The organism is Bartonella sp. ML69XJBT (assembly GCF_028618515.1).
Lineage (GTDB): Bacteria > Pseudomonadota > Alphaproteobacteria > Rhizobiales > Rhizobiaceae > Bartonella.
Window position 1 is genome coordinate 1 of record NZ_JAQITB010000041.1, and the last position, 11,218, is coordinate 11,218.

At 42.1% G+C, this 11,218-nt stretch carries 17 protein-coding genes and 2 pseudogenes; 4 read left to right on the plus strand and 15 right to left on the minus strand.

Annotated elements, in window-relative coordinates:
* The 5 genes and pseudogenes from PVV68_RS08705 to PVV68_RS08725 all read right to left on the minus strand — a co-directional run.
* Positions 1-922: phage tail protein (locus tag PVV68_RS08705; protein WP_273782912.1), on the minus strand; the 922-nt coding region annotated here is incomplete at its 3' end.
* Positions 922-1,749 (minus strand): baseplate J/gp47 family protein, encoded by an 828-nt coding sequence (locus tag PVV68_RS08710; protein WP_273782914.1) that lies wholly within the window; start codon positions 1,747-1,749, stop codon positions 922-924. The genes PVV68_RS08705 and PVV68_RS08710, both read right to left, overlap by 1 nt.
* Entirely contained in the window at positions 1,746-2,087 is a 342-nt protein-coding gene (locus PVV68_RS08715) for a GPW/gp25 family protein (protein WP_273721108.1), read from the minus strand. Before PVV68_RS08715 ends, PVV68_RS08710 begins: the two co-directional genes overlap by 4 nt.
* Positions 2,084-2,773 carry a phage baseplate assembly protein V gene (locus PVV68_RS08720; RefSeq protein WP_273721107.1) on the minus strand — a complete coding sequence of 230 codons (690 nt, stop codon included), beginning with the start codon at positions 2,771-2,773 and terminating at the stop codon, positions 2,084-2,086. Before PVV68_RS08720 ends, PVV68_RS08715 begins: the two co-directional genes overlap by 4 nt.
* Positions 2,754-3,302, minus strand: a pseudogene (locus PVV68_RS08725) (hypothetical protein). The gene PVV68_RS08720 and the pseudogene PVV68_RS08725 overlap by 20 nt, the downstream one beginning before the upstream one ends.
* A 76-nt stretch (positions 3,303-3,378) precedes the next feature.
* Here PVV68_RS08725 and PVV68_RS08730 point away from each other — a divergent pair.
* From PVV68_RS08730 to PVV68_RS08745, 4 genes and pseudogenes are all read left to right on the plus strand, one after another.
* Entirely contained in the window at positions 3,379-3,678 is a 300-nt protein-coding gene (locus PVV68_RS08730) for a BrnT family toxin (protein WP_012754723.1), read from the plus strand.
* Positions 3,665-3,937, plus strand: a complete 273-nt coding sequence (locus PVV68_RS08735; protein ID WP_012754724.1) for a CopG family antitoxin — start codon at positions 3,665-3,667, stop codon at positions 3,935-3,937. The genes PVV68_RS08730 and PVV68_RS08735 overlap by 14 nt, the downstream gene beginning before the upstream one ends.
* 38 nt (positions 3,938-3,975) lie before the next feature.
* A pseudogene (locus PVV68_RS08740) lies at positions 3,976-4,182 on the plus strand (toxin-antitoxin system HicB family antitoxin); the annotation flags it as partial.
* Positions 4,183-4,226: 44 nt separating this feature from the next.
* Complete coding sequence (locus tag PVV68_RS08745; RefSeq protein WP_004861504.1) at positions 4,227-4,523, plus strand: HigA family addiction module antitoxin; 297 nt, start codon at positions 4,227-4,229, stop codon at positions 4,521-4,523.
* A 45-nt stretch (positions 4,524-4,568) separates the two neighbouring features.
* Here the strand turns inward: PVV68_RS08745 and PVV68_RS08750 are convergent, their stop codons facing one another.
* The 10 genes from PVV68_RS08750 to PVV68_RS08795 all read right to left on the minus strand — a co-directional run.
* The gene (locus PVV68_RS08750; RefSeq protein ID WP_273721106.1) at positions 4,569-4,850 is read right to left on the minus strand and encodes a hypothetical protein; all 282 of its coding nucleotides are present in this window, start codon (positions 4,848-4,850) and stop codon (positions 4,569-4,571) included.
* The gene (locus tag PVV68_RS08755) at positions 4,847-5,602 is read right to left on the minus strand and encodes an antA/AntB antirepressor family protein (RefSeq protein WP_273721105.1); all 756 of its coding nucleotides are present in this window, start codon (positions 5,600-5,602) and stop codon (positions 4,847-4,849) included. Before PVV68_RS08755 ends, PVV68_RS08750 begins: the two co-directional genes overlap by 4 nt.
* A gap of 319 nt (positions 5,603-5,921) precedes the next feature.
* Positions 5,922-6,263 carry a hypothetical protein gene (locus PVV68_RS08760; RefSeq protein ID WP_273721104.1) on the minus strand — a complete coding sequence of 114 codons (342 nt, stop codon included), beginning with the start codon at positions 6,261-6,263 and terminating at the stop codon, positions 5,922-5,924.
* Between the two features lies 1 nt (position 6,264).
* Positions 6,265-7,341: a major capsid protein gene (locus PVV68_RS08765; protein WP_273721103.1), complete on the minus strand. Its 1,077-nt coding sequence runs from the start codon at positions 7,339-7,341 to the stop codon at positions 6,265-6,267.
* A gap of 12 nt (positions 7,342-7,353) precedes the next feature.
* Positions 7,354-7,722, minus strand: a complete 369-nt coding sequence (locus PVV68_RS08770) for a head decoration protein (RefSeq protein WP_273719345.1) — start codon at positions 7,720-7,722, stop codon at positions 7,354-7,356.
* A complete protein-coding gene (locus PVV68_RS08775; protein WP_273782918.1) occupies positions 7,719-8,069 on the minus strand; it encodes a hypothetical protein in 351 nt (116 codons plus the stop codon). The genes PVV68_RS08770 and PVV68_RS08775 overlap by 4 nt, the downstream gene beginning before the upstream one ends.
* Positions 7,982-9,019 carry a S49 family peptidase gene (locus tag PVV68_RS08780; RefSeq protein WP_273782916.1) on the minus strand — a complete coding sequence of 346 codons (1,038 nt, stop codon included), beginning with the start codon at positions 9,017-9,019 and terminating at the stop codon, positions 7,982-7,984. Before PVV68_RS08780 ends, PVV68_RS08775 begins: the two co-directional genes overlap by 88 nt.
* Positions 9,009-10,553, minus strand: a complete 1,545-nt coding sequence (locus PVV68_RS08785; RefSeq protein ID WP_273721100.1) for a phage portal protein — start codon at positions 10,551-10,553, stop codon at positions 9,009-9,011. Before PVV68_RS08785 ends, PVV68_RS08780 begins: the two co-directional genes overlap by 11 nt.
* Positions 10,553-10,801 carry a phage head-tail joining protein gene (locus tag PVV68_RS08790; protein WP_273721099.1) on the minus strand — a complete coding sequence of 83 codons (249 nt, stop codon included), beginning with the start codon at positions 10,799-10,801 and terminating at the stop codon, positions 10,553-10,555. The genes PVV68_RS08785 and PVV68_RS08790 overlap by 1 nt, the downstream gene beginning before the upstream one ends.
* A gap of 3 nt (positions 10,802-10,804) precedes the next feature.
* Positions 10,805-11,218: terminase gpA endonuclease subunit (locus PVV68_RS08795; protein WP_273782917.1), on the minus strand; the 414-nt coding region annotated here is incomplete at its 5' end.

Sequence of the window (11,218 nt, forward strand, 5' to 3'; positions counted from 1 at the left end):
CAACATCTTCAAAATCTGTGCGGGCAGCAAGAAACAACAGAGTGCCTGTTGGGGAGGGATTAAATCTGTTTCCGCAATGGCTGTACACACCATTCAAAGCTTGTTCGACAGGCGCTACAGCATAGCATCTGCGATACCCAATCAGAGTATTTTCAGCGTCTCTTAAAGCCAAATAAAGCGTGCGACCATGAAACCATTCTGCCATGAGCATATCGCGTTCATGTTTTTTGACCGAACACCACGGAAAATTTGCCATATCCCATGGATAATCGATATGGTTCCAGCTTAATTCTTCATCCCCATCATCTATCCAATTGCCAATAAGTTTGCCTTCTTCTCTTGTGAGCGTGTGATTGATTTGTGTTGTGCGTCCAAAGGAAAACAATGTTCCTCCAGCTGTAAGACGGATGCCACTCTCAAAATCCAGCATGCACTCATCAAGCCTTGACATATTGGCTTCAACAGCTTGCACATCATAGCCGTAAACACCACGACGAAAATCAGAACGCAAACTTTTGGAAAGGTCGGTAATTGCTTCAATCGCCTCAAGATTACCTCGTTCAGGCAACCGGTCAAATTCAAGTTGGAAGGAATTCCACCATGCACGCCCCGTCCATGCGGGTTGAAAGCGTGCCGAAACCTCTAACCATCTCAAACCCATCTCTATTGCCGCAAGAGAGCCACGTATCCTCTGCCATTGAAGCCCTTGATCAATCAAATCATAGAGGTTTGGAACATAAGGCGTAAGCTCTCCAAGCCCGTATTCTTCAATCAGCCACGGCAAGAAGCGGGGAGGGCGTGTGATCAGTTTAGAGCGTGAAATCCCCAAAACAGAACCATCAACATCTTGATGAAAATCGCAAACATCAGCAAGGCGCTTTTCAAATTCCGTTGCATTTGTGGGGAGGAGGGAACCAACCATTAGCGCGCCCGCCCTTTGAAGTTTAAGGTGATTTTTCCAATCGATAAAACTTCTTCATCACAAACCGTACTGTCCCTTGTTGGTGTAATGGCGATCACTTTTTGGACACCAGAAATCATGAGTTTTGAAATCCACCACGACAAACTTAATTCACGACCAATGGCTTGTTCTTGTCTCCATGCTGCTCTTAAATTTGTTTCCATTGTTGTGAGAATTTTCAAAGATGTTTCTGGTAACAGCCAAACATCTGCTTCTAAATCCAGCACTTTTTTGACAGCAGCGTGAACAATGATTGTATCATTGGTCATAATGATATTTTTTCTGTGAAGAGCTTCTGAGACTGTTTGTATGAGATCTTCAGATGCCGTTCCTTCTTCATTGTTGCCAAAAAGAGCAACATAGATGGTTGGGTCTTTGCCTTTACGGTAAACAATCGCATCCTTAACACGACTATCTGCTGTTAAGGCTATAAGCTTGTAATAGGGCTCTGTCCCGCTACCATTGCCACCACGGGCATGAAGTTGAATACGTTCACGATATCTCTCATCACTTTCACCCTCCATGCGGGCAATACCATGCCAGTTTCCCAAAGCGTCAAGAGATTCACCGGTTGCAAAATCAAGAATGTTATTGCGTGCCGCTTCGTTAATACGCTGTCTTAAAAGCAACTCTCGATAGCTAAAAGCCTCAATGACTTTTACGGACGGATCACTTTCAAGAATGCTATATTCCGGCAAAAGCTCTTTTAAATGGGCAAGAGCAGCAGCGCGTATTTCCTCAAAAGAAAGTTCTGTGATGATTTCGGGTTTTGCAAGCACTCCATTCATTTTATCAATAATCCTTCCATGGTAATGGGCTTGCCTGAAGGCAAATAAATACCTTCAAAGGACAAAGAAACTTGTCCAGCATCAACCATTTTAAAATCAATTTTTTTCAGTTTAAAACGCGGTTCCCACTTATCTAAAGCCTCAGCAACAGCAGCATAAAGAGCAACAGAAAAAGCATTATTCACTGGTGCATCAATGAGTTCAGCAACGCGTGAACCATAGTCACGCCGCATGACACGCGAACCAATGCGTGTTGACAAAATGTCAAGGATTGATTGGCGTAAATGATCAATACCGGATAAAGGCTTTCCTGTCATACGGTCCATTCCACTGTTCAATTGGGACCTCCTGTCATCGAGCCACCAGGGGAAACACCACCATGAACATGGCTGTTTCCAATATTGGTGCCGTTATGCTTTAGTCCACTTGAATGAATGGAAACATTATTTCCAGAATGAAGAGAGAGACTATCATTCGAATTCAGTGAAACGCCACCACCTGCCTTCAAAGAGATGCCGCCTTTTGCGTTTAAATTTATATCGCTTTCTGAAACAATCTTTATACCTTCCGGTGCCGTAAGCTCTAGCTTGCCACCATCACCTTTTAGTGACACACCATCAGAGATTGTCAGGATAAATTTTCCACCTGATTTGATGTGAATTCCATAAGTGTTTTGTTCATCATCATATTCAAGGCTGGTTCCATCAGGGTATATAGTTCGGTGAATACTACCCTTATCGGCTGCTTGATTAGCATCGGTGTGAAGTGAACCCACAATCACCCCTTGCGATAAATCGCCAGAGGAAGAAACCACAACAACTTGCTCTCCAATATCACGCCCTTCATAAGAACAGGTTTTACCGGCGCGGGCTTGTGTATCTGGAATCCAGTCACTGATAAGACTGCCACTTTTTACTCGATAGCGTGCATTTTTATGGTCGACATGGCTAATTTTTCCAACCATCACCATATTGGACACACGTCTTTTTAGATCTGTGATTTCTTTATCGCGCCGCTCTAACATGTCCACCTTCAATTTTATGGTATTTATCTTTATTTCCCACGCCTGTTTCTGGTTAAAAGCTTAAGAAAGGTTCAACGAGTCTTGCTGTTACACTGCCTTCTTCTTCATCCATGTTGGGGATATTTGTCACATAAATGACTTCAAAGGTTAAAATTGCACCATGGAGCGCTAGGGCGCCATTATCGCCAAAGGCAAAAGCAATATTTTGCAGGCGGCATGTCTCAACGGTGTTGTTAAGATTAGGATTAGCGTAGAAAACCTCCTCAACTTCCCATGCTAATTGGTCAACAAAACGCGCTCCATCTTCACATGTCGCATAACATTCAACATCTAGCGTTAAAACACGCCGCCTTACTCCATAATCATAGCCATCTTCAATCGTTTCACTTTGTGTTGAGATATTAATTGCAGGCGTGTTCTCAGGGGAAAAGTTGAAATCACGCATATTGAAAACATTGTCACCAGCTGCCGTCTTTGCTGCCTTTATCAAAGCAACAAAGCTTTCCCTTATCGTCTCTCTCGGATGCATGAGTGTTCCTGTTAAAACAGATTGATTTTTAATCATTTTTATTGTATTTGTGGATACATTTTGATATACATACGTTATGGTAGCAAACATCAAAGTTCATGGCATAAATTGGGATGATGGCAACTGGCCAAAATGTGCCAAACATGGAGTTTCTAAAAAAGAAATTGAGTATTTATTCACTGAACCTGGAAATCTCGTCATAAAGCATGACCCCAATATTAAAGAAGAGCGTTTCAGAGCCATTGGACGAAGCTATAATGAACGATATATTTTTTTAGTTTTTACCTTAAGAACAATAAAGAACGAATTGTTTGTACGTCCTATTAGCGCTCGTTATATGCACCAAAAGGAGATTGATTTTTATGAAAACCTCTAAATTAAAACAAATGCCCGTTTTTAAGACGGATGAAGAAGCAGAAAACTTTGTTGATACTGCAGATCTTACTGATTATGACTTAACTGGTTTTAAGCCTGTTCATTTTGAATTCTTACCTAAAGAAGCCTCTATGAATATTCGCTTGCCTCAAGCGCTTATGAAAGCTTTAAAGGAAAAAGCTAAAAATCAAGCTATCCCTTACACACGCTATGTTCGACATCTCATCGAACGAGATTTACGAAAAAGCCATCGTAATTGACCAATATCCTCTGTAGAGGATATAAGAAAGGATGAAACATGAACAATAATCATTATACCTATCGTGTTTTGTGGTCGCAAGAAGATGAGGAATATGTTGGGTTGTGTGCAGAATTCCCATTCCTTTCATGGTTAGATGCTCAAGCAGAGAAAGCTTTAAAAGGTATTATGGACCTTGTTTCAGAAGTTGTTGAGGACATGCAACATAATGGAGAACAACTTCCAATACCTTTGTCACATGGCAAGTGAAGTTGAAATTGTAGATTATCATTGATCTGTAGGAGGTCGAGATGAAAAATTATATAGCGATTCATCCCGGAGAAATTTTACGAGAGGAATATTTAAAAGAATATGCTCTCTCTGCTTATGCCCTTGCAAAAGCATTAAATGTTCCACGCACGAGAATAGAACGTATTGTTGCTGAAAATAGTCCAGTGACTCCCGATACTGCTCTCAGATTAGCCTATTTTTTTGATACTACTGCTGAATTTTGGCTTAACATGCAAGCTGCTTATGACGTTAGTATCTTACAAACTGAAAAAGCAGACGAATTTGCCAAAATCAATAAATTTGAATGTAGGGTTTAACCACCTCCCCATCTTAAGAACGGGGAGGGGAGATGTTTTTTTTACTTAAGCAACCTTTTTAATGGAGCTCTCTAAATCTGGTTCGTAAGTTCGCAACAAAGAATCCATGCTATGCGGTAGTTCTGAATCGCCAAAATCTGTAAGAACTGCCAGAATCTTTGTAATATTTGGTACTTCATCTTGAAGTTTTACAATCAAAGCTTTTTCTACCACCCCCATGATGTCAACCAGAGCACTACAATTTTTATCATCTACATATTCACAATTGACAAACTGAAACAACGTTATCCACAAATCGCATAAGAAGTTAGTATCTATCTTCTTCATTGTACACCTCCATGGATTTGTTCTCTTAAACATGCCAATCCTCTAGATGTGATTTTAGTTGAAGGCAGCACCTTCTCTGTTCCGTCCGGTCTTTGAATGGTAATAGCAGGACAGTCCATGAATCCTTTCTTAATTTTGTCTTGATAGGGCAACAGAGGCGCCCCTGGAGCACGTCGATACACCCAATCATGTTTACGTAGGTAATTAGTCAAATCCTTAGGTCGTGCCTCTAACATCTTTGCTGCTTCAATAAGACCAAACAAACCATCAGAGCGTTTTAAACCTTCCAAAGCTTCTGCTTTTGGTGCTAATTTAGCAATAACATGATCTTTATGCTCTATTTGATTTTGTAAGTGATTCAAAACACCAAGTAATGCTTCAGGTTTAGAGTAGTCAACTTGTGATGTAGCTATCTGTGGTGTTGCTACTTGTTTCAAAAGCCGTTCACATTTGATAAAATATAAACGAGCTTCTCTACCTTTCTTATTGTTCTCAAGCATAGAAAGTTCTTTGGCTACGCTTAAAGTGAGATGATAGTCTTTACGATTGTGACCACCCCTACCTTTGCTCCCCAAAATCGGGGAGCAAACAAAGTCTTGCTTTTCTAATAAATTATATTTTTTGATACGGTCAGTAATCCAAGTAGAGAAATCTTTGCCTATTTCTAAAAATGCATGTAATTCACGTGCGTTTACTGTTTGAACAGTTTCCTGATCAATAGTTTGTTCCGATATCGGAATAAGAGTGTTCATGATGAACTCCTATTGGTTAGACGTTTTTGATTGACACTTTTATAAATAAAGTGCCGGGTGCTCAAAAACACGGCCAATAGTCCGTCGTTATGCTTTCCCCATAAAGGGTATTGTATAGCATAACCACACCCGACAAAGTCATTATATGCGTGTAACATACAATGAGTCAAAGCCTTTAATGTGCGGAGAAAAGATTGTTTCGGTAATCTATCCGCTATTGGTTTAAGGTGTTTTTGAGGCACCTGATTCGACAATAGACATATTGTTGCCATATTGTCAAGTGGTGACTTCATATTTTAAAAAAATAATAAGTGTATCTTTATTTTATCTCCCGCAAGATAAGCTTATACATACCGGATTCAGAGGCTTGGATATCTGTGATCACGAAGTGCTCTTGAGAAGTATCTTCAGGAGAAATAATGACAACACTATCTTGAGGCTTTGGTGGTAATCCTCCAATATCATTGATACAAAGATCAAGTTCCTTTCTTGCAATTGTCGTGGGGATTCTGCCACCAGCCTCCGATTCCGAATGCTTAATGCCGTAAATCGCTGTGATACGAAAAGATTGCTGGTTGTCCTTTCGTGTGTAGATGATGGGCTGCCCAAAAGTGTTGCGCACATCTTTAACCATTTGGTTTAGCAGCCCGTGCCATCGCATGTTATTTCGCTCCAATCACGGCTTTGAACAGCATTTCTGGGCGTGTGCAGATGTAAAGCGGATAGCTATAAACTTCCGGTTTTACCCATGCATTACGGTCGTGATCAACGATCAACATGGTGTAGAGAGGCTTTCCAACGGTGTTAGCAAAATCCAAGCTTTCACCAGGGGAAAAGGTTTTTTGGAATACACCAGGCGCATCAACAGGAAAGAATTGACATTCATCCGGCTTAATGCCTATGGCACGCTTTGTTCCAGCCTTCGCACTCACATTATAGTTGTGAATACTCCGGTAATTAATAAAAGTGACACCTGCAAAGTCAAAACTGCCAAAGCTGCCCGAGCCAAGAGCGCTTGGTGTTGCAACACCTCCGGCGCTATTAAGTGTTTGTGCTAAGGCTGTGTTGAGATAGGTCTCACGAATTGTTTTATGGTTTTTCAACTTGGAAAAGAATTCATTTCCACAAAGCCCAATAATCCGCGAACGATCAGAAAATGCTCCTTTTGAAGCCTCAATCATCCTCATAATGACTTGATCAACATTGTCAGCAACATTGGTTGTCTCATTATTCAGTTTAAAGTCAATGGGCTTTGGTGGTGTGATTTCCCATTCCTTGTACCAGTCAACAATGACAGAGCCATCAGCATCAAGGACAACACCTTGAACAGCGCCAAGCTGCATATTCTCCCATGTCAATTCGATTTCAGAAATCAGTTTCTTTTGTTTTCTGGCAATATATTTCATTGCTGTCTCGAGTTGATCTTCTGCGCCAAATTCACGCCGGTTCTGGATTTCTTCTGATTTCACCGTATCACTTTTGGCAATCCGTGTTGTTTTGAAAAACCGAAGATTACGACCCTCTCTATCACCTTCTGCCAAAGGTGCGCCACGTTCACTGGTTTGAATAAGCGAAAATGTATTATCACGCCGTTCAATACCAACCACTGTGGTACTGGTTTCCACTTCCTCAAAAAGATTAAGAGAGCTTACAAGACCAGGTTGAAACTCATAGTTTTCAATGGCTTTCATCATTGTGATGCTTGAGAAAGCATCATGTTTAAAAAAATTCATATCCATGTGCGCATTCTCCTATCGCAACAGAATTTTATTGTTGTCTTCTAAAGACTGAATGGCTGCCATCTTTTCTTGGTCAAGTATTGTATCTGGCCATAGCAATTCAGAAGCTTTTACAGTGCATAAGCGTGCTGTAATCACGGCGCGTTGATCTGCTTCTGTTGCGTCAACAGTGGCAAAAGAAATCCCTGCCGGTGTTTGACTGCCATCCGATGCTGCTGGATCAAGAGGGACATATTTTTCCGTTTCAGTCACCTTTCCCATGACAGTTCCCGCTTCAATGAATGCTCCTGATGCAAACACCACTTCTTCGTTTGACATATCGGGGTCGTAGGGTCCAAGATAAGCACCATTGCGTACGTCGTCATAAATAATATTCGTCATTTCACTGCCCTCCAAGCTGCTTCCCATTTTGTATGAATCTTTGCCTTGCTCGTCCCATCACTATGAGGGGTATAAGGCGAGACTTTTAAAGACGCACTTTGAGAGCTAGCAGCCGCCAACACACACTGGCGTGCTTTTTCGAGACTCATACCGTTTTGAATAGCTTTTGCTGCGTCAAAAGAAACGCCTAATTGCTTTGCTTGCCTTTCAAGGGTTGTTAGTGCTTTTGCGCGCTTTCTTTCTTTTTCAAGCACGGCTTTCATATCTTCGCGCTTGTTTTCATTGTCCTCATTGTCTTCGTCCTCTTCGTCTTCTTCATCGTCGAAGTCTTCGGCGTTTTTGTCGATGTCGCTATCGTCTTCGTCATCATCTTCTTCAGCGCGGTATTGTGTGCGTGCCATGTGTTTTGTCCTTCTTTTGTTGTTGATGTTGGGTTTTGTGATATGGAATCCGTTAAGGCTTCCAAAGCTTGCGCAAGGGTGCCTTGCACATCTGCTAATCCAAGCGTGATCGCTTGGGTGCCTATAAAAGTTTCTGCTTTTGTGTCACGAATTGTAGCAGCATTTAAGCGTCTGTTTTTTGCAACCAAATCGACAAACATCTCGTAGAGCAGGGCGCAATCGGCTTGCATTTTTATCTGTGCTGTATCGTTCAAGGGTTCATGAGGGTTGCCATGAACTTTGTGATCACCTTCAAAGACAAAGGTCCATTTATGTCCGTGTTTTTCATCTGCACGGGATTGGTCAAGATGGGCGCAAACGACACCAATCGAGCCTACAACACCCGTGCGAGCAACCCATATTTGAGAAGCAGAACAGGCAATGGCATAAGCTGCAGAACAGGCAAACTCATTGGCATGCGCCCAAATGGGCTTGTTGTATTGTTTTGAAAGTGTCTGGAATTCTTCAACCAAATCAAACACACCGCCCGCTTCTCCACCGCCGCTGTCAATATCAAGTAAAACAGCGCGAACATCAGGTTGTGCAATGGCTTCACGAAAAGAAGCCCCCAAACCTTCATAAGAGGTTAATCCCGATAAAGCCCCAAGCCATGCACCGCGGCGCACAAGCGTGCCATGAACTGGTATTATGGCAATATTGTTTTGTACTACATAAGTTTCAGGTGGTCTGAAAGCTTCTGTATCCCCTTGCGCAAAAGCCCTAGGGGGAAACTTTTCTCCCTCAAAAAGACGCGGCGCAAGAGCATTCAAAATGATATCAAGCTTTGTCGATGCAAGCATATGAGGAACACCAAAAAGCCGTGATGCCAAAAACGGCATGTCGAGATTATTCACCATTTTTGTGTGCCTCGCTGCCTTGGTTGCTTTCATAAGTCTCAGAAGTCTCTGAATCTTCATCACCAATCGCTTGATTTTCACCAGAAGGTGCTGCCATATCCGTGTCAAAAGATAAGCCGCGCGCACGAGCATCTGTGTGTTCTTCTTGCAGTTCGGCATGAATGCTGTCGATATCAAAGCCCCGCTCGGCAAGTGCCATGCGTCGTGTTTTCAAGCCTGCACGGATTTCTTCTTTTTCCGCTGAGATATCCTTGTTTGGATCAATCATTTCAAGCGGGGGCGCAAAGCTTTCACATTGAAGCCATGGCAAGGAATTTTCTTCCCACCCTGGCAAATTGACGCATCCAGAAAGCACTGCCATTTCAACAAAACGCTCCCATATAATGCGATTAAACTGAAAGGCAATGATATGTTCACGCCATTGTTTGACATGCCGTCTAAACTGAATGATGGAGGTTCGCACATTGGAAAAATTACCGCGCGTAACGTCTCCAGTAACAACGGCATAAGGCATATTGAGAGCCGAGCAAATTTTTAAAATATTACGATACTGAAAAGCCTCATAAGAACCTCCAACCTCAACAGGATTTGAGAATGTAACATCTTTATTCTCTCCTAAATAAAGAGATGCACCGGGTGCAATGGCAGGTGCTTCGTATTCTTCTTCAACGTCGTTTTTATCACGATTATCGGATAATTTTGCGACGTTTGGGGAATTGTCCTTGACAAACGCTGCGAAAAGAGCCGCCGTCCTTTTTCGATCAAGTTCTGCATCATCATAGGATTCGAGTTGAAAGATTTTTGTCATAGAGCGCGTTATTTTGGGAGAACCGCGCAATTGTCCGGCAATCCGGCGCTCTTTGATATGAATGACCATTTCAGCAGGCACACGTATGCGTTCTTGACTCTCAAAGACTGTGCTTGCAGAACAATCATCATAGGGGTGATGTTCCCAGAAATGATAAGCAACGCGCTTACCACTGGCATTAAATTCAATACCCATACGAATGTAATTGCCTTCAATCTCAGCAGCTCCATTGTAGGAAAGGTCCAACATTTCGGTGGGATAAACTTGTAATTGAAGCGGCACACCAGAGCGCCCGTAGAGATCAATATAATGCAATCTTACAAAGCATTCTCCGGTTAAAAAGACCTCTCGGGCAATGGTTGCTTGCAGCCCATAAAAGCTGGCATCTTCATCGTAGTCTGCTTCATCAGCCCATTGCCACCATAAGTCTAAAAGCTTTTTCTTCTCTTCTTGAAAGCCTTCAATGCGAGGATAAGGTTTAATCCCATCACTAACAGTCGCGGAGACCCATTCTTCTGTTGCAGACCCATAAAGAGATTCATTGTCATAAAGCCATCTTGAACGGGCAACAATGGTATCACCGCATTCTTCAATGGCTTTATTGATATGTTTTTTTGCGGGGTCAAAACCACCCATACGGCGGCTTTTGCTTGCCGCTTCAAAATGGGGATTGTGTTGACGAGAAATTGTAAAAAAGCCCGTGAGTTTATTGAGAAAGCCAGCCATTAATAGCCTCGTGAGATATTAAAATAGAACACGCGTGAACCTTTACGCCCTTCAAGGTCCGCTATTTGCCTATTGATCATTTCAAGAGCTCTGCGCAGTTCCTCAACAGAGCGGTTGCTGACTTGCTTATCGCCGTGACGCACTGATTGCGCACCCGAATAAAGAGCCTCTTCAATTTGCTCTCGCCGCCTTTTTAAATTTTCCAGTCTCGAAAATTTGCTGTTCATTGGTTCTAAAGTTTCATCCACAAATTACCTCCAATCCCCTTGCATATAAGGATTCATCACCGTTCTGGATTGTTTCCTTTGAGGTTGTGCTATCTGAGATCTTCTTGGAGAAGTGAATGAAGAAATCCTAGGTGTTTTTTCTTCCAAAGAGCTTTCAGCAATTTTAAGTTTTTCCAAACGCTCTTCTAAGATATCGACTTCTCGATTAAGGTTTATTCCTGCCGAAATCAGACCTTGCAAAGCCGCATAAGCATAGACTCTACAGTCCAAGGCTTCATTTCTTGCCTTTTCACTTTTTTGCCATTCAATGTGCTTAAAGCCTTTAAAATATTTGATGACTTTTCTTTCAGCGGTTAGCTGGTCAAAATATTCCCGATCAAGGTTTTTGTGAAAGTGTGTTGCACCAGCCCCCGATGCTTCAGGACCGGATTTTTTAAA

Bases quoted from the DNA above. Each gene is read 5' to 3' on its own strand.
- PVV68_RS08710 (WP_273782914.1), bottom strand. From the start codon at position 1,749: ATGAATGGAGTGCTTGCAAAACCCGAAATCATCACAGAACTTTCTTTT.
- PVV68_RS08720 (WP_273721107.1), bottom strand. From the start codon at position 2,773: ATGTTAGAGCGGCGCGATAAAGAAATCACAGATCTAAAAAGACGTGTG.
- PVV68_RS08730 (WP_012754723.1), top strand. From the start codon at position 3,379: ATGGTAGCAAACATCAAAGTTCATGGCATAAATTGGGATGATGGCAAC.
- PVV68_RS08735 (WP_012754724.1), top strand. From the start codon at position 3,665: ATGAAAACCTCTAAATTAAAACAAATGCCCGTTTTTAAGACGGATGAA.
- PVV68_RS08745 (WP_004861504.1), top strand. From the start codon at position 4,227: ATGAAAAATTATATAGCGATTCATCCCGGAGAAATTTTACGAGAGGAA.
- PVV68_RS08750 (WP_273721106.1), bottom strand. From the start codon at position 4,850: ATGAAGAAGATAGATACTAACTTCTTATGCGATTTGTGGATAACGTTG.
- PVV68_RS08755 (WP_273721105.1), bottom strand. From the start codon at position 5,602: ATGAACACTCTTATTCCGATATCGGAACAAACTATTGATCAGGAAACT.
- PVV68_RS08760 (WP_273721104.1), bottom strand. From the start codon at position 6,263: ATGCGATGGCACGGGCTGCTAAACCAAATGGTTAAAGATGTGCGCAAC.
- PVV68_RS08765 (WP_273721103.1), bottom strand. From the start codon at position 7,341: ATGGATATGAATTTTTTTAAACATGATGCTTTCTCAAGCATCACAATG.
- PVV68_RS08770 (WP_273719345.1), bottom strand. From the start codon at position 7,722: ATGACGAATATTATTTATGACGACGTACGCAATGGTGCTTATCTTGGA.
- PVV68_RS08780 (WP_273782916.1), bottom strand. From the start codon at position 9,019: ATGGTGAATAATCTCGACATGCCGTTTTTGGCATCACGGCTTTTTGGT.
- PVV68_RS08785 (WP_273721100.1), bottom strand. From the start codon at position 10,553: ATGGCTGGCTTTCTCAATAAACTCACGGGCTTTTTTACAATTTCTCGT.